This is a genomic window from Enterobacter sp. AG326 (assembly GCF_004362415.1).
GTDB classification, from domain to species: domain Bacteria; phylum Pseudomonadota; class Gammaproteobacteria; order Enterobacterales; family Enterobacteriaceae; genus Enterobacter; species Enterobacter asburiae.
In genome coordinates, this window is the sequence record NZ_SNXG01000001.1 from 1267728 (window position 1) to 1289489 (window position 21762).

20 protein-coding genes, 1 tRNA gene and 2 pseudogenes are annotated in these 21762 nt (G+C 54.8%); 5 read left to right on the plus strand and 18 right to left on the minus strand.

All coding sequences use genetic code 11. The annotated features are described in order from the left end of the window. The first annotated feature begins 132 nt into the window (after positions 1–132). Complete coding sequence (gene mnmC / locus DFO52_RS05950; RefSeq protein WP_133549706.1) at positions 133–2130, plus strand: bifunctional tRNA (5-methylaminomethyl-2-thiouridine)(34)-methyltransferase MnmD/FAD-dependent 5-carboxymethylaminomethyl-2-thiouridine(34) oxidoreductase MnmC; 1998 nt, start codon at positions 133–135, stop codon at positions 2128–2130. A gap of 57 nt (positions 2131–2187) precedes the next feature. On the opposite strand, the gene DFO52_RS05955 is transcribed toward mnmC, so the two are convergent. Genes DFO52_RS05955 through prmB form a run of 6 tightly spaced genes read right to left on the minus strand, consistent with a single transcriptional unit; the run spans position 2188 to position 6739 of the window. Continuing rightward, positions 2188–2466: a YfcL family protein gene (locus tag DFO52_RS05955; protein WP_029740204.1), complete on the minus strand. Its 279-nt coding sequence runs from the start codon at positions 2464–2466 to the stop codon at positions 2188–2190. Positions 2467–2479: 13 nt separating this feature from the next. Beyond that, positions 2480–3025, minus strand: a complete 546-nt coding sequence (locus DFO52_RS05960) for an elongation factor P hydroxylase (RefSeq protein WP_029740205.1) — start codon at positions 3023–3025, stop codon at positions 2480–2482. Next, positions 3025–3834 (minus strand): sulfite exporter TauE/SafE family protein, encoded by an 810-nt coding sequence (locus DFO52_RS05965; protein ID WP_038417370.1) that lies wholly within the window; start codon positions 3832–3834, stop codon positions 3025–3027. Before DFO52_RS05965 ends, DFO52_RS05960 begins: the two co-directional genes overlap by 1 nt. Further along, entirely contained in the window at positions 3834–4658 is an 825-nt protein-coding gene (gene mepA / locus DFO52_RS05970) for a penicillin-insensitive murein endopeptidase (RefSeq protein ID WP_133549708.1), read from the minus strand. The genes DFO52_RS05965 and mepA overlap by 1 nt, the downstream gene beginning before the upstream one ends. Before the next feature lie 2 nt (positions 4659–4660). After that, positions 4661–5746 carry a chorismate synthase gene (gene aroC / locus DFO52_RS05975; protein WP_133549710.1) on the minus strand — a complete coding sequence of 362 codons (1086 nt, stop codon included), beginning with the start codon at positions 5744–5746 and terminating at the stop codon, positions 4661–4663. 60 nt (positions 5747–5806) lie between these two features. Further along, complete coding sequence (prmB, locus tag DFO52_RS05980; protein ID WP_008502612.1) at positions 5807–6739, minus strand: 50S ribosomal protein L3 N(5)-glutamine methyltransferase; 933 nt, start codon at positions 6737–6739, stop codon at positions 5807–5809. Between the two features lie 145 nt (positions 6740–6884). Between prmB and smrB the strand changes: the two genes are divergently transcribed. Continuing rightward, positions 6885–7436, plus strand: coding sequence for an endonuclease SmrB (gene smrB / locus DFO52_RS05985; RefSeq protein WP_033146105.1), 552 nt, complete (start codon positions 6885–6887; stop codon positions 7434–7436). 46 nt (positions 7437–7482) lie between these two features. Here the strand turns inward: smrB and sixA are convergent, their stop codons facing one another. From sixA to DFO52_RS06005, 4 genes are all read right to left on the minus strand, one after another. Beyond that, a complete protein-coding gene (gene sixA, locus DFO52_RS05990; RefSeq protein ID WP_032659231.1) occupies positions 7483–7968 on the minus strand; it encodes a phosphohistidine phosphatase SixA in 486 nt (161 codons plus the stop codon). Positions 7969–8177: 209 nt separating this feature from the next. Continuing rightward, a complete protein-coding gene (fadJ, locus tag DFO52_RS05995; RefSeq protein ID WP_133549712.1) occupies positions 8178–10325 on the minus strand; it encodes a fatty acid oxidation complex subunit alpha FadJ in 2148 nt (715 codons plus the stop codon). Further along, the gene (gene fadI, locus DFO52_RS06000; RefSeq protein WP_087823068.1) at positions 10325–11635 is read right to left on the minus strand and encodes an acetyl-CoA C-acyltransferase FadI; all 1311 of its coding nucleotides are present in this window, start codon (positions 11633–11635) and stop codon (positions 10325–10327) included. Before fadI ends, fadJ begins: the two co-directional genes overlap by 1 nt. A gap of 277 nt (positions 11636–11912) precedes the next feature. After that, positions 11913–12197, minus strand: coding sequence for a YfcZ/YiiS family protein (locus tag DFO52_RS06005; protein WP_024907659.1), 285 nt, complete (start codon positions 12195–12197; stop codon positions 11913–11915). Between the two features lie 372 nt (positions 12198–12569). Here DFO52_RS06005 and fadL point away from each other — a divergent pair, with 372 nt between their 5' ends. After that, positions 12570–13892, plus strand: coding sequence for a long-chain fatty acid transporter FadL (gene fadL, locus DFO52_RS06010; protein ID WP_032659239.1), 1323 nt, complete (start codon positions 12570–12572; stop codon positions 13890–13892). A gap of 44 nt (positions 13893–13936) precedes the next feature. On the opposite strand, the gene mlaA is transcribed toward fadL, so the two are convergent. Then, positions 13937–14689, minus strand: a complete 753-nt coding sequence (mlaA, locus tag DFO52_RS06015) for a phospholipid-binding lipoprotein MlaA (protein ID WP_133549714.1) — start codon at positions 14687–14689, stop codon at positions 13937–13939. Between the two features lie 315 nt (positions 14690–15004). On the opposite strand from mlaA, the gene DFO52_RS06020 reads away from it, so the two are divergent. Beyond that, on the plus strand, positions 15005–15934 hold the full coding sequence (locus tag DFO52_RS06020) for a formate/nitrite transporter family protein (protein WP_133549716.1): 930 nt from the start codon (positions 15005–15007) through the stop codon (positions 15932–15934). Positions 15935–16009: 75 nt separating this feature from the next. Continuing rightward, positions 16010–16081 (plus strand) — tRNA-Arg (locus DFO52_RS06025). Between the two features lie 49 nt (positions 16082–16130). Here the strand turns inward: DFO52_RS06025 and DFO52_RS06030 are convergent. The 7 genes and pseudogenes from DFO52_RS06030 to DFO52_RS23090 all read right to left on the minus strand — a co-directional run bounded on the left by DFO52_RS06030 (position 16131) and on the right by DFO52_RS23090 (position 21753). Then, positions 16131–17462: a VasL domain-containing protein gene (locus tag DFO52_RS06030; RefSeq protein WP_133549718.1), complete on the minus strand. Its 1332-nt coding sequence runs from the start codon at positions 17460–17462 to the stop codon at positions 16131–16133. A gap of 103 nt (positions 17463–17565) precedes the next feature. Further along, positions 17566–18036 (minus strand): hypothetical protein, encoded by a 471-nt coding sequence (locus DFO52_RS06035; RefSeq protein WP_133549720.1) that lies wholly within the window; start codon positions 18034–18036, stop codon positions 17566–17568. A 14-nt stretch (positions 18037–18050) separates the two neighbouring features. Beyond that, positions 18051–18503 carry a type VI secretion system baseplate subunit TssE gene (gene tssE / locus DFO52_RS06040; RefSeq protein ID WP_133549722.1) on the minus strand — a complete coding sequence of 151 codons (453 nt, stop codon included), beginning with the start codon at positions 18501–18503 and terminating at the stop codon, positions 18051–18053. After that, the gene (tssJ, locus tag DFO52_RS06045; protein ID WP_208110466.1) at positions 18496–19032 is read right to left on the minus strand and encodes a type VI secretion system lipoprotein TssJ; all 537 of its coding nucleotides are present in this window, start codon (positions 19030–19032) and stop codon (positions 18496–18498) included. Before tssJ ends, tssE begins: the two co-directional genes overlap by 8 nt. 184 nt (positions 19033–19216) lie before the next feature. Further along, positions 19217–20656, minus strand: a pseudogene (locus DFO52_RS06050) (AAA family ATPase); the annotation flags it as partial. A gap of 48 nt (positions 20657–20704) precedes the next feature. Further along, positions 20705–20983: pseudogene (locus DFO52_RS23265) on the minus strand (type VI secretion system contractile sheath small subunit); the annotation flags it as partial. A gap of 632 nt (positions 20984–21615) precedes the next feature. Then, a complete protein-coding gene (locus DFO52_RS23090) occupies positions 21616–21753 on the minus strand; it encodes a hypothetical protein (RefSeq protein WP_162791110.1) in 138 nt (45 codons plus the stop codon). Between the last annotated feature and the right edge of the window lie 9 nt (positions 21754–21762).

Consider the following 21762-nt stretch of genomic DNA (forward strand, 5'->3'; position numbering starts at 1 on the left):
GTAAGTTTCGAGTCGCACAATAGCGTACACTTGTACGCCGAACAAGTCCGATCAGACATTTTCTGCGGAAATTTGCACCGATGGACTCACATCGTTAAGATCGTGCCACTGCCTGTCAGACGAGTAACTTACGTGAAACAAAACGCTATACAACCCGCCAACCTCGAATTCAACGCTGAGGGTACACCTGTTTCCCGAGATTTTGATGACGTCTATTTTTCTAATGATAACGGACTCGAAGAAACTCGCTATGTTTTCCTCGACGGAAACCAGCTCAGCACCCGCTTCCCGGAGCATCCGCGGAGCCTGTTTGTGGTCGCGGAAAGCGGATTCGGCACCGGGCTCAATTTTCTGACCCTCTGGCAGGCGTTTGACCAGTTTCACGCTGCCCACCCTGAGGCTACGCTACAAAGATTACATTTCATCAGTTTTGAAAAATTCCCGCTCACCGCGCACGATCTGCGGCTCGCTCATCAGCGCTGGCCAGAGCTTGCCGCCTGGGCGGAGCAGCTTCAGGCGCAGTGGCCGCCCCACATCGGCGGCTGCCATCGTCTGATTCTGGACGGCGGACGCGTGACGCTGGATTTATGGCTTGGCGACATCAATGACCTGACCGATACGCTCGACGATTCGATGAATCAGACGGTGGACGCGTGGTTCCTTGACGGCTTTGCCCCCGCCAAAAACCCGGACATGTGGAGCCAGCATCTGTTTAGCGCGATGGCGCGGCTGGCGCGCCCGGGCGCAACGCTTGCCACCTTCACCTCGGCAGGCTTTGTCCGTCGCGGACTCCAGGAGGCGGGCTTTACCATGCAGAAAACCAAAGGCTTTGGCCGCAAGCGCGACATGCTGGTCGGCAGAATGGAGCAGACGCTGGACGTTCCCGCACAGGCGCCCTGGTTTGCGCGCCGCGCCAGCGCATCACGTGAGGTAGCGATAGTCGGCGGGGGGATTGCCAGCGCCCTGCTGTCCCTCGCGCTTCTCCACCGCGGCTGGCAGGTCACGCTCTACTGTGCTGACGACGCGCCAGCAAGCGGCGCGTCCGGCAACCGCCAGGGAGCGCTCTATCCGCTTTTAAGCGCGCACGACCCGGCCCTGTTCCGGTTTTTCCCGGCGGCATTTACCTTCGCCCGTCGCCTGTACGACGCCGTGCCGGTGGCGTTCGACCATGACTGGTGCGGCGTGACGCAGCTCGGCTGGGATGAAAAGAGCCAGCAAAAAATCACGCAGATGCTGTCGCTGGGTCTGCCTGACGAGATTGCCCGTGCGGTAAGTGCGCAAGAGGTGGCAGACACCGCTGGCGTTGAAACCGGCTGTGGGGGCATTCAGTATCCGCTCGGCGGCTGGCTGTGTCCGGCTGAACTGACCGCCGCAGCCATTGCCCTGGCGCAGTCGCGCGGGCTGACGGCGCATTATGCTCACAAGGTTGAATCGTTGAGCCGGACAGAACGCTGGAATCTGCGTTTTGCTGATGGCAAAGAGGCGAGCCATGCCAGCGTTGTGCTGGCAAACGGGCATAACATCAGCCAGTTTATCCAGACAGAGACGTTGCCGGTTTATCCGGTCGGCGGCCAGGTAAGCCATATTCCTTCCGCGTCTGAACTGAGCAAACTGCGTCAGGTGCTGTGCTATGACGGCTATCTTACGCCGCAAAATCCGTCTAACGGCCATCACTGCATCGGGGCCAGCTACCATCGTGGCGAAGCGGATATGCGCTACAGCGACGCGGATCAGGCGCAGAACCGCCAGCGCCTGATTGACTGTTTCCCGGATGCGGCGTGGGCGAAAGAGGTTGACGTCAGCGAGGGTAACGCGCGCTGCGGCGTGCGCTGTGCCACCCGCGATCATCTGCCGATGGCGGGAAATGTGCCTGACTACGACGCGACGCTTGAGGCCTATCAGGATCTTGCTGATAACCGGGATAACGCGGTAAGCGCGCCGGTTTATCCTGAGCTGTATATGCTGGGTGGATTAGGGTCTCGCGGGCTGTGTTCCGCACCGCTGCTGGCGGAAGTGTTAGCCGCGCAAATGAGCGACGAGCCGATTCCGCTGGACAGGGTTACGCTTGCAGGGCTGAATCCGAATCGATTGTGGGTACGGAAACTGCTGAAGGGGAAGAAGGTCAAGTAGGGTGCGGTCTGGTGCCCTCACCCTAACCCTCTCCCACAGGGAGAGGGGAGGAAACACTTACTTCGCTTTAGCCTGCTGGAACAAAGTGTCCCACATGCCCAGCACCAGCGACTGGTCGCGCGGAGAGAGCTCCCCGGCCAGAATGGCTTTTTCCAGGCTGCGAGTGACTTCAGCGTGAACGGCGTCGGCAGAGTGATCGTCCCCCGCTTCCAGCTCGGCTACCGCGAGCGTCAGGTGACCACGCAGATAACCGCTGGCGAACAGCTCATCATCACTGGCGTGTTCCACCATGTCATCAATTAACGCCAGAATGCGTGATTCAAATTCTGCGATCATCTTCTTTCCTCTGTTAAAGATCTTCCGGCCAAGGGAAGCATTCCGCCGTGATAACCGGCGTGTGGTAATAATTCTGTAAGGCCTCGATCAGGCGTGCCGGACGTTCCGGGATGCCTTTCTCAAGATATTCCATCACCTGCGCGTGAACGCGGCGCTGGAAGACGATACGGTCCGGCTCGAAGTCGCCTTCGAGGTTGTCACAGCTGACGTTGAACGGGAAACCCGCCGCGACGCAGAATAGCCATTCCAGCGCCTGCGGCTTCACTTCCACATCTTCAAACTGGCCCTGAGTGGCGGCATCACGTCCGTCGGGGCAGTACCAGTAACCGAAGTCCACCAGCTCGCGCCGCGCTTTCCCCGCAATGCACCAGTGCGAAATCTCGTGCAAGCCGCTGGCATAAAAGCCGTGGGCAAAGACGATGCGGTTATACGGAACCTCTTCATCAGCAGGAAGATAGATCGGTTCGTCGTCGCCTTTAATCAGACGGGTATTAAAATCGTCAGCAAAACAGCCGTCGAAAATCTCAATCAGCTGTTCGTATTTATGCGTACTGTTCATTAGTGCATCCCCAACCAGGTGAGGATCTCCTGTCCATGGCTGTCATAAAGAAGTTTGGCGCTCATTACGGCCGAGACGATGACGATCATCGGGCGAATAAGTTTTTGTCCTTTGCTTAACACCAGTCGCGAGCCCGCGCGCGCGCCCAGGAACTGCCCTGCCATCATCACAAATCCGGTTGCCCAGATGACCTTACCGCCGATGATAAACAGCAGCAGACCGCCGACGTTTGAGGTCGCGTTGAGCACTTTGGCATGGGCGGTGGATTTGGCGAGGTTAAACCCGGCCAGCGTCACGAACGCCAGCGCATAAAATGAACCCGCCCCCGGCCCGAAGAAACCGTCGTAAAAACCCACGCTGCCACCGGCAATAAGGGCAAACGGTAGGCCGTACAGGCGACGCTGGCGGTCTTCTTCACCGAGCTTTGGCATCAGCAGGAAGTAAAGCCCGATGCAGATGACCAGAATCGGCAGGATCTGGCGCAAAATATCGGACTGCACGTGCTGAACCAGCAGCGCGCCCGACGTGGAGCCGATAAAGGTCATCAGGATATTGAGCTTCTGATCGGCCAGGCTCACCACCTTACGGCGGATAAAATAGAGCGACGCCGAGAGCGAGCCGCCGCAGGCCTGAAGCTTATTGGTGGCAAGCGCCTGCGCCGGGCTCATGCCCGCCGCCAGCAGAGCGGGCACGGTTAACAACCCGCCGCCGCCCGCGAGCGCGTCGATAAAACCGGCCAGCATGGCCACAAAGAACAGCACCACCAGCAGCAGCGGTGACACCATAAACAGATCGACGAAATTATCCATTAAAGTACATGCTCATCCAGTAGCGCCTGGCAGGAAGGCGGCAACGGAGGCGGTGTCTTCTTCTCAGGCTTAGAGGTTCCAGGTTTTGCCGGCTCAAACCAGCTTTGCAGTTCCGCACCGCAGCCATCGCCTGGCGGTGGTAGCGGCTGATCTTCACATTCCAGGCTATTCGCCGGACAGCGCAGACGAACGTGCATGTGCGCACGATGCTGGAACCACGGGCGCACTTTGCGCAGCCAGTCACGATCGGTTCCGGCATCCAGGCAGAGCTGCTGCTTGATGGCAGGGTTGACGAAAATCCGCGTGACATCGTTATCTTCAGCCGCCAGCTTGATCATGTTGGAAACATCTCGCGTCCAGAGTGATGGCACAACGCGCTTACCGTCGCTCGCCACCAGATCCAGCGCCTGCGGTTTCAGCAGCTGGGCGGAGGTCCAGCGCGCTTTCGGCAGCTGCAGGAAGATATCAACATCCAGTCCGGTCTGGTGGCTGGCGTGCCCACCGTTAAAACGACCGCCGGCAGGCATTCCCATATCGCCAATCAGCATCGTGCCCAGCCCCAGGTTATGCACCTGATTGCCCAGACGCTGGATGAACAGCACCAGGTCCGGGTGGCCGAAATAACGTCGCTGATCGGTGCGCATCACCTGATAGGTATCAGACTGGAGAGGAAGCTCCTGGGCACCGACGATACAGCCGTTGGAAAAGGCGCCAATGGACTGCGCGCTCCCCGCCACCGGATGGGTGATTTTTTGCCATGGCGTCGCGGCCAGACTGGCTCCACTGGCAAGCAGCGCCAGCAGAGCAATTGCGGTTTTTTTCATGTTTACCAGCGTGGAATGGTGGTCGTCACATCCGCATTCTGCGCGCGCTGGCGCAGGAAGTGATCCATCAGCACGATCGCCAGCATCGCTTCTGCGATCGGCACCGCGCGGATCCCCACGCACGGATCGTGACGTCCTTTGGTGATCATCTCAACTTCTTCGCCATCGCGGTTAATCGTGTGGCCCGGCACGGTAATGCTGGAAGTTGGCTTCAGCGCGATATTGGCAACAATCTGCTGCCCGCTGCTGATACCGCCCAGGATGCCGCCCGCATGGTTGCTCTGGAAGCCCGCCTTCGTGATTTCGTCACGGTTCTGACTGCCGCGAAGCTGAACCACGTCAAAGCCGTCGCCAATCTCTACGCCCTTCACCGCGTTGATGCTCATCAGCGCGTGGGCAATGTCAGCGTCGAGACGGTCAAATACCGGCTCGCCCCAGCCAGCCGGGACGCCGCCGGCCACCACGGTCACTTTCGCGCCAATGGAGTCGCCCTCTTTTTTCAGGCCACGCATCAGTTCATCCAGCGCCTCAAGCTTGTCGGCATCGGCGCAGAAGAACGGGTTTTGCTCAACCTGATCCCAGTCTTTGATCGCCAGCGGAATGTCGCCCATCTGGGTCAGACAGCCGCGGATAACGATGCCAAATTTCTGCTGCAGGTATTTCTTAGCAATCGCCCCTGCCGCCACGCGCATCGCGGTTTCACGCGCGGAAGAACGTCCGCCGCCGCGATAGTCGCGGAAGCCGTACTTTTGTTCGTAGGTGTAGTCAGCGTGGCCCGGACGGAAGACGTCTTTGATGGCGCCGTAGTCCTGGGAGCGCTGATCGGTGTTTTCGATCAGCAGACCGATGCTGGTCCCGGTGGTGCGACCTTCAAAGACGCCGGAGAGAATTTTGACCTGGTCCGGCTCGCGACGCTGCGTGGTGTAGCGCGAGGTGCCCGGACGACGGCGGTCGAGGTCGTGCTGTAAATCGGCTTCGGTCAGTTCGATGCCTGGCGGTACGCCATCAACGATACAGCCCAGCGCCAGCCCGTGCGACTCGCCAAAGGTGGTCACGCGGAATAACTGTCCAATACTGTTTCCTGCCATCACGGCTCCGATGTTGTTGTTTGTGTTTGAGCGTTGTGAAACGGGCCGAAGCCCGCTGGATTAATCTTTATAGATGCTGAAGTGTTCGCGCGCGTCGAGCAGCTGCGCTTTGGTCAGCATAAAGACGCCGTCACCGCCGTTGTCGAACTCAAGCCAGGTGAACGGCACATCCGGGTACTGCTCTATCAGATGTACCATGCTGTTGCCCACTTCACAAATCAGAACGCCGTCGTCGGTTAGGTAATCCGGCGCGCAGGCCAGAATGCGGCGCGTCAGCTTCAGGCCGTCAGAGCCTGACGCCAGACCCAGCTCCGGCTCGTGACGGTATTCGTTCGGCAGATCGGACATGTCTTCCGCATCGACGTACGGCGGGTTGGTGACGATCAGATCGTACTGCAGCGTCGGCAGATCGCGGAACAGGTCGGAGCGAATTGGCGTAACGTGATGGATCAGGCCGTGCTCTTCGATGTTGTGTTCGGTCACGGCCAGCGCGTCGGTGGAGATATCGACGGCGTCCACTTCCGCTTCCGGGAAGGCGTACGCGCAGGCAATCGCGATGCAGCCGCTGCCGGTACACATATCCAGAATGTGCTGCGGCTGATGGCCGATCAGACCTTCAAAGTGGTTGTTGATCAGCTCGCCAATCGGTGAGCGCGGCACCAGCACGCGTTCATCGACATAGAACTCGTGGCCGCAGAACCAGGCTTTGTTGGTCAGGTAGGCGACCGGAATGCGCTCGTTCACGCGGCGGATCACGCGCTCAACGATGCGGTGTTTTTCGCTGGAGGTCAGGCGCGCGGTGCGCATGTCTTCCGGGATATCCAGCGGCAGGTAGAGGGACGGCAGCACCAGCTGCACGGCTTCATCCCACGGGTTATCGGTACCGTGACCGTACCAGATATTGGCGGCGCTGAAGCGGCTAACCGACCAGCGCAACATGTCCTGTATGGTATGCAGCTCGTTTACTGCTTCATCGACAAATATTTTATCCACTCTTTCCTCCAGGGCATGCTCGCATAATTTTCGGCGGCTAGTTTGCCATGAAGACGGCGATAAATCAGCAATGACGCGTCGCGCTTGAGGTTAAAAAATGCGTTTAGTCGGGTACACTGTCGGAAATACGAGATGAGAATGACGAATGAAAAAGAAAACATCGCTCAGCGAGGAGGATCAGGCGCTCTTCCGTCAGCTGATGACCGGGACGCGTAAAATCACGCAGGACACCATCGTCCATCGCCCGCTGCGTAAAAAAATCAGCGAAGTACCGGTCAAACGCCTGCTGCAGGAGCAGGCCGATAACAGCCACTATTTTTCAGATGAATTTCAGCCGCTGCTCAACACGCAGGGGGCTGTGAAGTACGTACGCGAAGACGTCAGCCATTTTGAGCTGAAAAAATTACGCCGCGGAGATTATTCGCCGGAGCTGTTTCTCGATCTGCACGGTTTAACGCAGATGCAGGCGAAACAGGAGCTGGGGGCGTTGATCGCCGCCTGTCGCCGTGAACATGTTTTTTGCGCCTGCGTGATGCACGGCCACGGTAAACATATCCTTAAGCAACAGACGCCGCTGTGGCTGGCTCAGCACCCACACGTCATGGCTTTTCATCAGGCACCGAAAGAGTACGGCGGAGATGCCGCGTTGCTGGTGTTGATTGAAGTGGAAGAGTGGCAGCCGCCAGAGTTGCCCTGACAGAATGGCGGGAAGCACATTGCGCCCCGCCATATCGCACGTCACGTCAGATCGCTTTTGCCATCTTCAGGTTGCACGGACTCATTTGCCAGTTGAAGACACCTTTGCCCGTTTCGTCGAGAGAAACATTGGCAATGGCGGATGTCGTGAACATCGGCGGTGTCTCGCCCGGACACAGCTCAGATACCAGATAGCCAACCAGTGGCAGGTGGGAAATGACCAGCGCGGAAGCGACACCTTCATTGCACAGCGCCTGAAGATAAGCGCTGACAAGGCCTACATCGCCACACGGGGTGAGTTCAGGGAGAACATCCACACTGGTCGGCAGGTTCATACACTCCCCTACCACATCCAGCGTCTGTTCTGCACGCAGGAACGGACTCACCAGAACGCGTTCGATGTCCACTTTTTGACCGTTAAGCCAGGTCGCCATCAGACGAGATTCGTCGCAGCCACAGACGGTCAAAGGACGTACTGAGTCACTGGCGGCATCGAGTGCCGCGTCGCCGTGACGCATGATAAAAACTTGCATATTGCACCGCTTTTGTTAACCAGAATCACCGGCGTTAACTACCCGCGATAAATGCTATGAGGTAGAAAACCCGATGGCCGGGCATTGTGCCTGATCCATTCGGTGAATGAAACGCTGTTTTTTACCTCAATGGCGTAAGTATAGTCAATCTCTGTTTACAAAATCGCCAGAACAGGTCCATTCACTTCAGGATTTACCCTTCTTTGACCTCAGCTTACGAGGACAGTTTCCCTTGCAGGCCAAAATGTCTGGCCGCGTTCCGCCATCTGCAATAATTCGTCACACGGTGTAAACCGTGGACCATATTGCGAAGCCAGACGTTGCAGGATAGCAACCACTTCACCCGCGCCGAGCGTATCCATGTAACGGAACGGGCCGCCAAGGAACGGCGGGAAACCAATGCCAAATACCGCGCCGATGTCACCATCGCGTGCACTCTTGATCACCTGCTCATTAAAGCAGCGCGCCGCTTCATTGAGCATCATCATCACGCAGCGCTCAGCGCACTGAACGGCGGACAGTTTTCCCTGACCTGTGGTCGAAATGAGTCCATATACCGAAGGGTCGACCTGTTTCTTGCTTTTACGCCCTTTCGCGCCGTAAAGATAGAAACCGCGTTCATTTTTTCTGCCTTTGCGATCGTCCTTCAAAATCGCATAAACAATGTTTGCTGGTGGGCTAAAACGATCGCCATATGCTGCTTCCAGCACTGGTATAATTTTAGTGCCGGTGTCTATTCCCACCTCATCCAAAAGTTGGATTGGGCCAACGGGGAAACCAAACTTTACCAGCGCCTCGTCGACATGTTCGATTTTCTCGCCTTCCGTCAGCAACCGCATTGCTTCATTAATGTAGGGAGCCAGAATGCGATTAACGTAGAAGCCAGCTTTGTCCGCTACCACTATCGGGGTTTTGCCCTGTTTTTTCGCCAGCTTCACCACGGTGGCAACAGTTTGCGGACTGGTTGTCGCGTGCGGAATCACCTCCACCAGCGGCATTTTTTCGACCGGGCTAAAGAAGTGCAGCCCAATCACCTGCTCCGGACGCGCGGCTTTCGCCGCGATATCGCCAATCGGCAATGACGACGTATTGGAGGCAAAAATGGTATGCGGGGCGCAATGTTGCTCAACGTCTGCCACCATCTGCTGCTTAAGCGCCAGATCTTCAAACACGGCTTCAATCACCAGATCGCGGTGCGCAAAACCGCTGTAATCCGTCGTACCGGAGATCATCGCCAGGGTTTTATCACGCTCGCTTGCCTTGATATGGCGGCGCTTGACCTTTTGATCAAGGTTCTGCCAGCTGTACTGCAGCGCGTGGTTGATCCCCTTAGGATTAATGTCTTTGATTCGTACAGGCAATTTGCCTTTGCTGGCGGTAACAAAAGAGATTCCGCCGCCCATGAGCCCCCCACCCAGTACGCCAATGGCACGCAGCGGCGCAGGCTGCGCCTCGCTGCCCGGATCTTTTTTCACGTCCGTGCTGGCGAAGAAGATGCTGCGCAATGCCTGTGACTGCGGCGTCATCGCCAGTTCGCCAAAGGCTTTGGCCTCCGCGGCATAGCCGCTGCTGCTGCCCTGCGACAGCCCGGTTTCGATCACTTCCAGGATCCGCTTTGCCGCCGGGTAATTGCCTTTGGTTTTTTGTTCGGTCTTTTTGCCCACCATGCTGAACAGGAGCGTTCTCCCCAGCGGGCCGGCCAGCACGCGCTCACGTACCGGCAGAGGCCGTCTTGCCTGACGCCCTTTCAGCGCAAGCTCAACCGCGGCCTCCAGCAAAATGGAGTGAGGCACGACGTCATCGACCAGACCGGCCTTCAGCGCCTGGCGGGCGCGCAGCTGTTTACCGGTTAAGATCATCTCCAGCGCCGCGCTGACGCCCACCAGACGCGGCAGTCGTTGCGTTCCGCCGGAGCCTGGCAGCAGGCCCAGCTGCACTTCCGGCAGACCCAGAATGGTTTTCGCATCGTCAGTACAAATCCGGCTGTGACAGGCCAGCGCCAGCTCTAGCCCGCCGCCCAGACAGGCGCCGTGGATCGCGGCAATGACCGGGATCGGCAGGCCGTTAATCTCCGCCATCACCTGCTGGCCCTGACGCGCCAGCTCTTCGGCTTCCAGAGCGCTTTGCGCCCGGGCAATCATGTTGATATCGGCCCCGGCGATAAAGTTATCCGGCTTGGCAGAGATAAATACCAGACCACGGATGGCTTTGTTGTCGCGGATCTGCTTTAGCATCGCGCGCACCTGAACACCAAATTCGGCCTTCAGGGTATTCATCTTTTCATCAGGCACATCAATAGTGATAACGGCCACGTTATCGAGGCGAACCGTCAGATTAAATGCAGATGGCATATCCATTATTCAGCCTCCAGAACCATTGCCGCGCCAAGGCCACCCGCCGCACAGGCGGTAACAAGGCCAAACCCGCCGCCACGGCGACGAAGTTCATGTAATGTTTGCGTGATCATCCTTGCCCCCGTGGCGGCAAATGGATGACCATAGGCGATAGAGCCGCCCAGCACGTTGAATTTACTCTGATCCACTTCGCCAGTGGCATGAGCGCGGCCCAGCACATCGCGCGCGAAACGCTCGCTTGCCAGCAGCTGAACGTTTGCCAGAGTTTGCGCGGCAAACGCCTCGTGCATATCAATCAGGGTTAAATCAGCCAGCGTCAGCCCCGCGCGCTCCAGCGCCAGCGGCGTGGACCACGCCGGACCTAACAGCATGTCCTGCCAGACATCAATGGCGGTGAAGGCATAGCTGCGTAGATACCCCAGGGGAGTGATGCCCAGCTCCTTCGCGCGGGATTCGGTCATCAGGATCACGGCGGCTGCGCCATCCGTCAGCGGCGTACTGTTCGCCGCCGTCACCGTGCCGTGCTTGCGGTCAAACGCCGGGCGCAGCTTTGCGTAATCCGCCAGCGTCGAGGTGCCGCGAATATTGTTATCTTCCGCGAGCGGTTCACGGTAAGGCGGGATGTAAGCCGTCATCACCTCGTCGGCAAGTTTGCCTTCCGACCAGGCCTTCGCAGCGAGCTGGTGCGAACGATGCGCCAGAGCATCCTGCTGTTCACGGGTGATGCCATACGTTTTAGCCATCTGCTCGGCGGTATCGCCCATGCGCAGGCCGGTGGAATATTCCGCGACGGCAGGTGGTACAGGCATGAGGTCGCGCAGGCGTAAACGTGAGAAGAGTTTGAGTTTCTGACCCGTCGTGCGGGCTTTATTGGCATCCACCAGGATGCGCGCCAGTTTTTTACTGACCCCAATCGGCAGCACCGAAGAGGAGTCCGCCCCACCCGCAATCCCGGCGCGAATCGTGCCCGCCATCAGGCTTTCGGCGACGTTAGCCACGGCCTGGAAGCTGGTTGCGCAGGCGCGGCTGACGCTGTAGGCATCGGTATGCACGTTCATCCCGGTACCGAGGACGATTTCACGCGCAATATTGGGGGCTTCAGGCATCTGCACAACCTGACCAAATACCAGCTGTTCAATGACCTCAGGCGGAATTTCGCTGCGAGCCAGCATTTCCCCCACTACCATTTTCCCCAGGTCGACGGCCGGTATGCCATGAAACGCCGTTGCCTGACGCGCAAATGGCGTGCGCAATCCACTGACTATGGCAATGCGATCGCCCTGACGGGTAATAAGCGGTAATGCCTGACTCATAACACTCCCCTGTAAAAAATTTTCGCAAAAATAAAGTGGTCTGACCTGATAATAGTCTTAACCATTTTTTTACATTCAGCCAATCGGGGAAACGAAAAAGTGCGAGCTAAAACACAGAGAAGAAAAAGAAAATGTCCCTGCATAGCAGAGGCATTTGTGCGGTTTGTTGCCGGGTGCGCAAGGTAAAAGCAAAACGGTAACCCGTAGGTTACCGTTTTTAATGTTTGCACCCTCTTCCGTGAGAGAGGGTCGGAGTGAGGGCTTCAGGCCGCAGAAATTAACGCAGGCCCAGCTGGAAAATCAGCGTTTCTGCTTCGCAGGCAAAGACAAAGTCGATGTCCAGCTTCACGCCGCCTTCCACTTCGGTAAAGGTAGACTTGATTTCACACGGATCGGATTCAACGTCACGCGCACGCTTGCTCAGCGCGGTCAGGGTCTCTTCCGCTTCGGCACGGTTGGTGAATACACGGCTGTAAGAGGCGGTGCAATCGGTGTTGTCCATGATGGTCCCAACATCCATACAGCAGCAAACCGGGGTTTCATCAGCACTGCATTTACTCATAGCTCAATTTCCTCTGTATTCGCGCAGCGCGCGAGATAAACACGATGCTGCTATTTTACGCCCCGGCGCGGGCGCTCTCCAGCCGTTAATGGCGCAAAAGGGGATAAGTGACCAATATCACACTAAAAAATGATCTAAAACAAAAACCACCCTTTTGGGTGAGTCGTGATGGTCACAATTTTGCCAACCAGATCTCGTTTCACGAAACATGTTTGAAAATATTAATAAACAAACTTGCAACATTCCGGCTGGTCAGACCTATACTCTGGCCACTGGTCTGATTTGTCTGTCATACCTCAGACCCTACACTTCGCGCTCCTGTTACGGTATGTAACAATTATTGAATAAAAATAACTCAATGAGGTTATGGTCATGAGCCAGAAAACCCTGTTCAACAAGACTGCGCTGGCAGTCGCAGTGGCACTCGTCTCCACTTCCGCCTGGTCAGCGGGCTTTCAGTTAAACGAATTTTCTTCCTCTGGCCTTGGCCGTGCGTATTCCGGGGAAGGCGCTATTGCTGATGATGCGGGTAACGCGAGTCGTAACCCCGCGTTGATCATGATGTTCGATCGTCCGACTTTCTCTGCCGGTGCAATTTTTGTCGATCCAGGTGTTGATATCTCGGGCCGTTCTCCGACAGGTGCCGATCTGAAATCGGATAACATTGCCCCAACGGCATGGGTTCCAAACATGCACTTCGTGGCGCCGATTAACGACCAGTTCGGCTGGGGCGCATCCGTGACCTCTAACTACGGTTTAGCAACCGAGTTCAATAACGACTATGCAGCTGGGGCGTTTGGCGGTAAAACCGACCTGGAAACCCTGAACCTGAACCTGAGCGGTGCTTACCGTCTGGATAATCACTGGAGTTTCGGCGTTGGCTTTGACGCTGTGTATGCTAAAGCGAAGATCGAACGTTACGCGGGCGACCTGGGCAAAGTCGTCGCTGGCTCAGGCGCACTTCCACCAGCCCTGGCACAGCGTGTGGCTGGTATCCCGGCAGACACTCAGATTGCTTATCTGAAGGGCGACGAATGGGGCTTTGGCTGGAACGCCGGTATCCTCTATGAACTCGATAAAAACAACCGTTACGGCTTTACCTACCGTTCCGAAGTAAAAATCGACTTTGATGGCGATTACAAAAGCAGCCTCCCTTCTGCTTATAACCAGATCCTCGGCAACTTCGGTCTTCCGATGGGGACCAATGGCCAAACAACTGGCGGCTCTCTGAGCCTGCACTTACCAGAAATGTGGGAATTGTCTGGTTATAACAAAGTGGCGCCACAGTGGGCAGTTCACTATAGCCTGACCTATACCAGCTGGAGCCAGTTCCAGGAGCTGAAGGCGACCAACAGCAACGGCGACACGCTCTTCTATAAAGATGAGAGCTTCCGTGATGCTTACCGCATCGCGCTGGGGACAACCTACTATATGGATGACAACTGGACATTCCGTACCGGTATTGCCTTCGATGATAGTCCGGTACCAGCAGACAAACGCTCTATCTCTATTCCGGATCAGGACCGCTTCTGGCTGAGCGCAGGTGCGACCTATGCATTCAACAAAGATGCCTCTATTGATGCGGGCATCTCTTATATGCACGGTCAAAAAGTTAACTTCAAGGAAGGTCCGTATGAGTTTTCTTCCGAAGGTAAGGCCTGGCTGTACGGCATGAACTTCAACTACGCGTTCTAATCACGCTTGAATCAAAAAAGGTGAGCATTGCTCACCTTTTTTATTTATTCCGAATCGATGTCTTTTAGTTCGTTTTCGATCGCCTTCGCGTTTGGATTCTCTTCCGGCTTCAGCTTGCCGCCGTTGGCAATAAAGTCATGATTCTGGAAGTACGCTTCACGCACCATAATGTACGGGTCAGAAGACTGGCGCAGCAGGCCATCAGAGTCGAGCAGTTGCGCGCGGGTTTCAATCCCCTCCACCGTCCATTTACCTACCGACAGCGGCCAGGTCAGCCATGACAGGACCGGATACAGCGTATCCACCATATCGCCGCCATCATCACGGAGGGTGAAACTACCGTAGAACGGTAAATGCACGTACGGACCATACCCGACGCCGTAGTGCCCCATCGTGCTGCCGAAACGGTGCGGCTGTTCACGCTGCAGTTTCGGGTTAGCCATACCTGCAACATCAATAAAGCCACCCATCCCCAGAATGGAGTTCAGGAAGAAGCGGGTAAAGTGGACCATCCCCTGATACGGGTCGCCCTGCAGGAAGTAGTTCACCATTACCGCAGGCTCTTCGAGGTTGCTGGTAAAGTTACTTAACCCGTTACGAGCAGGTTGTGGAACATAATCGCGCCATGCTACTGCCACCGGACGAACCACATACGGGTCCAGTACGTTGTAGTTGAAGCTATACATTGAGCGGTTAAATCCTTCGAGAGGATCGGAGCGTCCCGTTTGCTCACCGGAGCTGGCGCAGCCCACAAGCATCGTCGCGCCAAGCGCAAGCGCCGACAGCCGAAGTTTCATAAATATCTCCCTGTTCAGTATGGCTATCGTTGATTGCCATCCGTAACGGAGCCGTTGACGCTCCGTCTGTAAACGTGCAAGCGATTGTAACAGCACGTTTACCGATGTCTATGAGCACAATTACGGGCAGTAATCACCGTGACTCTGATCTCAGCATAGCCTGGCTTTAGGAATTCGTTTCGCTGGCAATTTTATAATGTCTTTGAAAGAGATGTATCACCTTTGTTGTCATTGCAGCCAAATTAAGAGCATCCCCACAGGCATCCCGATAAAAGCCGCTACGCTTAACAGAAAGATCAACCTCCGGGAGCAGATATGAAAGATGTAGGCGAAGAAAAAATTGGCGAGAGCACTGAGGAACTTGAAATTGAAAGCGAGGAGAAAGCGCGCGGCGAGAAGATAGAAATTGATGAAGATCGCCTCCCCTCCCGCGCAATGGCCATCCACGAGCATATACGCCAGGATGGTGAAAAAGAGATGGAGCGCGACGCGATGGCCCTCTTCTGGTCAGCCATCGCTGCCGGGCTATCAATGGGCGCATCTCTGCTTGCGAAAGGGATATTTCATGTGCAGCTGGAAGGCGTACCCGGTGGATTTTTACTGGAAAACCTCGGCTATACCTTCGGCTTTATTATTGTCATCATGGCCCGCCAGCAGCTGTTTACCGAAAACACGGTGACCGCCGTTCTGCCGGTGATGCAAAACCCCACACTCGGTAATTTCGGCTTATTGATGCGGCTCTGGAGCGTGGTCCTGCTGGGTAATATCATCGGCACGGGCATCGCGGCATGGGCGTTTGAATATATGCCGATTTTTGATGAACCCACCCGGGATGCGTTTGTGAAAATCGGCATGGACGTAATGAAAAACACGCCAGTCGAGATGTTCTCAAACGCCATCATCTCTGGCTGGATTATCGCCACGATGGTCTGGATGTTTCCTTCAGCGGGAAGCGCCAAAATTGTGGTGATCATATTGATGACCTGGCTAATTGCGCTGGCGGACACCACGCATATTGTGGTCGGTACCGTTGAAATCCTCTATCTGGTCTTTAACGGTACGCTTCACTGGAGCGATTTTTTCTGGCCGTTTGCCCTTCCGACGCTGGCGGGAAACATTTGCGGCGGAACATTTATCTTCGCGCTGTTAAGCCATGCCCAAATTCGTAACGACATGTCGAACAAACACAAAGCTGAGCTTAAGGCACGGGAAAATGATGATAAATCGACAAAAAAATCGACCTGAATGGTGACTCTTTGAGCAGTCAGGCGGCGATGCGCTTAACGCAAAGTGTAAATAAGGCTATACTCGTGCCGCCTCGTCCCCTTAGTTAAATGGATATAACGAGCCCCTCCTAAGGGCTAGTTGCAGGTTCGATTCCTGCAGGGGACACTTTACCCTCCCGCTTTTTCCAGTACATTCGTTCGTCCACCGCCAGAATTCACTGAGCAGAAGAATCCTGTTTTATTTGAGCGTAACGCGTTGCCAGCTGTTTAAGACGCAACTCCAGTTGAGTCTTTTCTGCTTCAGGAAGCGCATCTCCTGCTGGATGCTGTGACAGGCGCCTGAGTTGTTCTTCAGCCGGTATCGTCTGGTTAAATGACTGTATAGTCGAAAAAACCACCGATTTAAGCTCGCTTACCGTGATGTATTTTCCTTTTTGCTCGTCCAGACTACTCAGCCGATGACTCAGTTGTTGAAGCGTCATCATTCCCTGATACCAGCTGTTCATTGCGTCGACAGGTAATGCTGCCGCGTTAAATTTTTGCTGCCACTGCATTGTGAGCGGTTTCGCCTCCTCCGGCCATAATGTCTGGAGCTGCTTTAACAGCTGAAGGCTGTAGGAAAGATTCCAGTCAGGAGGCAGTTTATCCAGTCGGGCAAGCTGCTGCTGCGTGTCTGTGATAAACGTGGACGGTAAAGTACCTCGCAGTGTTAGCGCGTTTTGCTGCACAGGCGTGAGCACTTCGGGTAACGGAGCCAGAGAGGCAAAAGCCTGAGTCGCCAGGGGGTCGGGTCTGGAAAAAGAAACCCATCCCCACGCCACAGCGATACAAACCACCAGCGTGGAACACATCCCGGCAAAAAAGGGCTTCCACTGTCTGACACGTACGGGGGCTGTCGTGCGATCCTCTCCATTCGGATGATTTTCCTGATGCACAACATATACCCATTTCACCTCTTCGATCGGTTCGGCTTTCTCCAGAGGCGATTCGCTATCGGGCTTCATATTCACATTCAAATCTGATGTGTCATTACTGCTTTCCAGCCGTTCAGCATTTGAACGTATCAACGTTCGTAACGTATCGAGCTGGCTAAGGTGTTTAAGCTCAAGGCGCTGGAGCACCGCGCTCAGGCTGGTAAGTAACGCTTCAGCACGATAAAGCTCACTAAGATGGCTGCTGTTGAATGGAAACATACGCATGCGCTGCTGCAGGCGCTGGCTAAGGCCGCTAAGGATTTCCATACGAGCGTGTTGTGTCTTCGGCCATAAGGTGTCCCACTGGCGGCTAATCAGGGCCTCCAGAATCGCCAGCCCTTCATTCAGGCCAGCTAATCCAGACAGGTGAGTACGGGCAAGGGTGTACCAGGCTGATGTCTGCAACTCCACACCGTTCTGTTCAAAAATTGAGAGACAGAGTCTTTGGACATATTGCCAGTTCACATCCGGGCGAGCAGGATGTGTAAGCTTACTGAGTTCATCGCGGAGGGCGGCATAATCTGGCAGCGTACGCGGGTCGCCGCCGGTTTTTAACGTTATATGTGTGGTCATTCTGCAGGGCCTGCATATTCGTGTCGGTTAATTTCGTCAGTTGGTGTGTAAGGCAGTTTTGCGTGTAAAAACGCAATGACTAATAAAGGAATGAATGTTATTGCTAGGGCAGCAGCGCTAAAATCAGACCGAAAAAAACACCTTCATCAAATAGTTGTCCTGACTGAGGTAATGTATCAGGGGGAGTAAAGATCCAGTCATTTACGCTCCCCACCCGCATGAACAGGCGTCCTTGATAAATCACGCTGTACCCGGAAAAAACAGTCACTTCGACACAGCCTGCAACTCCCTGTCCATACAGAAATATCGGCATAAACTTAACCGCCCGGTTACCATAACGCAGGACGATACCGGAAATATCAAAAGCCCCGCCCTCCACCAGCAGGTCAGGAACGTATACCGTCAGTGGCTCTGCATTCAGTCCGGTATCTGACAGCCACGCGTCCATTTGATCCTGAAGCTGAGCCATTCGCATGCGAAACTCTGCAATGTCGGCCTGACTCTTGCTAACTGCGGGAACGGGTGAAGGTTGTTGCGCCTGCAACTTCTTCAGGAACTGTGATTTTACTGACATGGTGTTAACTGACCTTATATACGAGGTGTTGTGTCGAGATACTGCTGTTGCCTGAGATGCCGCAACAGGACCCGTCCTTCGGGCATAAACTCAGTCCCGTAGCGCACCAGGCCAATCCCTTTAAGTTCAGCGTCAATGGCATAGCGCAGCTCGCCGGGAATGTTCTGCTCCAGCAGAACAACGTCTATCTTTTTCAGGCGCGGTTCATACTTGAGCAGGACGGCAGACAATGTGCCCATGAGCTCATGAGCCGTTCCCGGCATGCCCTGCAGGATTTTCGTCATATCAGGCAGCCCGTAATCAGGCAGATGCGCCAGCGTGCCGGCGCGACAGTTGAGAACGCGCTGCATGTTGTCCAGAACCGAAAGGATGACCTGGTTTTCTTCACTGACCTGATGCAGATCGAACCCACCGGTAAAATTGCCAAATAGCGTCTCGTACAGCGAGGAACGGGGCGTCTCATTCATCTTTCAGCGCCTGCATGGTCAGCTGGTTGTTCCCCGCCTCAATGACGCGAGCCTTATCCGGATCAAGGTCATCGCGACTCATTACCACACGCCAGGTATTGTTCTCCTGGTCCGGTGACATAAACATCCCGGCCACCGCCACGTACTGCGCATTTTCCTCCATTGGCATATCGACCGTGACCGCCCCGCCCGGCTGCAGGAGGATATCTTTCTCCACCAGCAGGTCTGCTTTGATGACCTGACTGTCCTCTTTAAACAGTGACGGATAGTCAGTACTGTCGAACGTTTTGCGATCCTTAAGCTGGTAGATGCGCACCACCGTCGACAGTGCCACGCCGCCAGCATTGCTGTTAACGGCCTCACGGGCTCGAATATCCAGATGCAGGGTCTTTATCTGCTTATAAAAAATCGATTTGGTAACGGCAACGGTGCCATCTGTTACTTTTTGAGTCAGCCCACAGCCAGCCAGCATCAAGGTGATACCAGTGGCAAGTGCAGCCAGAGGAAATTTACCAGCGGTAATCGCCATCTTCATCGGTCTCCCTGCGGTGAATATTTTCCTGTACCCGCTCATAGCGGCCAAGATTGATGGTTATGGTTTTGGAGTGCGTGACGGTGTTCGCTGCATTCAGCGGCCGCATCACTGCGGTGCGGCCCAGCTGCCCAGCTCCTGCATCGGGCTTAATGTTCATCGCCGCGTCAGGCAGCAGGCTAGCCGCCTCCGCCAGAGGATGGTAAATCACGGTCTGGAATCGGGCCAGCAGCGCCGGCTGGAAGTGATCGCGCAGTATTGGACGCAGCAGTTCATGCAGGTCCCCTTCGGTGGAATCCGGCTTTTCATCGAGCAGCTGCGTCAGGTAGTCGCTTCCGAGGTTAGAGGTCATCAGGATGACGGTGTTGCGGAAGTCGATTTCGCGTCCTTCTCCGTCGCGCATAAATCCGCGGTCGAAAACCTGATAGAAGAGGTTCATCACGTCACGGTGCGCTTTTTCCACTTCATCCAGCAGCACTACGCTGTACGGACGCTTGCGCACAGCTTCGGTGAGGATACCGCCCTGACCGTAACCCACATAGCCCGGCGGCGAGCCTTTCAGCTGGGAAACCGTGTGCGGTTCCTGGTATTCAGAAAGGTTAATAGTAATGAGTGACTTCTCGCCGCCGTACATGACATCGGCCAGCGCAAGCGCGGTTTCGGTTTTCCCCACACCGCTCGGCCCTACCAGCAGGAATACGCCCTGCGGACCGTTCTCAGACGTGAGACCCGTTTTTGCCGCACGCAGACGCCGGGCGATGGCCTCAAGCGCCACATCCTGCCCAACCACACGTTTACCGATTTCATTTTCCAGAGTCAGTAGTTCGGTCTGCTCGTCCTTCATCAGTGATGACAACGGCACGCCTGTCCAGTCGGCAATCACGTTGGCAACGGTGCGGACATCCACATCCAGGGAGAGCAGCGGGTTGCTGCGCTGCATCTCGTTAAGCTCCTGTTGCAGCCTGTGAGTGTCACGCTGGCGTGATATATCCTGACGGCTTTCGCGTAGCTGCTCGGTGAGTTTCATCTCCTGACCGTACTGAGTTTCCAGTTCGTCGAGTGTCACTATCTGGCGCACCTCTTCCTGCTCAATTTCGCACAAACGCTCGGCATGACATTGATTGCCAATGGCGATATCTTCCAGTAACGCCTGCTTCTCCATGTCGAGCGCAGCGATACTCGCGCGAAGGCGGGTTAGCTGTTCCGGTACGGTGTCGAGACTCATACGCACGCGGGCGGCAGCGGTGTCCAGCAGATCGACCGCTTTATCAGGAAGCTGACGTCCGGTCAGATAACGACGCGAAAGAGTAACTGCCGCACGAACCGCATCGTCGGTAATATGCACATTGTGGTGTTCGGCATAGCGGGATTTCAGGCCACGAAGCATCAGGCAAGCTGTGTCATCGTCAGGCTCATCCACTTTTACCATCTGGAAACGACGTTCCAGGGCGGCGTCACGCTCGAAGTATTGTTTGTATTCAGACCAGGTGGTGGCCGCAATAGTACGCAGTTCGCCACGCGCCAGTGCCGGTTTCAGCAGATTGGCCGCATCTGCACCACCCGCCTGATTACCTGCGCCAATGATGGTATGCGCTTCATCAATAAAAAGCAGAACAGGTATCTGAGCAGCCACCTGCTCTGGCGTGAAATCTTTCATGCTCTGAAAAGTCAGCTGAATAGAGTCCTCACCACCATCCTCAGACAGCGTATTTTTAACGGTTAGATTAAGTTTTGGGGAATATTCAGAAAGAACGCTGTCGAAATTATTTTTCGTGATGTTAACCTTCTCACGCTCAGATATTTGAGCAGACTCCTGACCATTACTGAAATCACCCGCAACCAGTAATTTCAACGGTAATTCCATTTTCTTGCTTGCCCCGCCCGTATGCAGGTCAAGCTTCAGGTTTATACGTGCCTTAGGCACCTCATTCTGAAAACTGTCAGCCATTTCATCATCCCTCTGTGTTTTTGCTACGCCAACTTCACGGTATGGTTCTTGATGCGCAATATTAGAATAATGATCGACGTAAAATCAAATATACAGATCATTTATCCGCAATGAGAAATTTCTTAAGAATTTTCCACCAAGACATTATTGCGAATTATCCATTTGCCTTAGTAAAAGACACTGCTTTCTTCATGCGAAGCGAATATTTGTATCGTAAAAAGGATCGCAAACAGAGAGATGCTAATAAAACCATCTTGTTTTGATTTATATCACGACATGATATCAAAAAAAGACGAATGAACAGCGACAGGTTATTGCGAGAAGATAAAAGGCAGAGGTTAATGAATAAATATAAGCGACGAATTGATTGATGGCATAAATAATAGATAAGAATTTTCACAAAGAAAATTCTTATCTATTATTCGAAGGGAAAATAAAACGCATATGCAGGTCCGAAAATAAACACTGCTGCTCTTTTGTCGGCCTACTCCTGCTTACGCAAAGGCTTCAGTTCTCCCCTCAGGCATGAAGGCTGCTCTTACTTCTGGAATTTATACAGTGTAAAATCAAACACCTCCGAATCGCCGCTTTTTTAATCAAAAACGAGTAATAGCACATATCGTATAACGGTGCTACATTACGCCGCCCGCCCAAATCAGCAGTGGCCAGGCAACGCCGTAAAGTTCGGTAAAGTCTGCAACCATCACCTTGAAGAACGGTCTTATCGGCACGTCGTATCGCAAACTCTGCGCTACCTTTACAGGCTTCACATAGGTTCT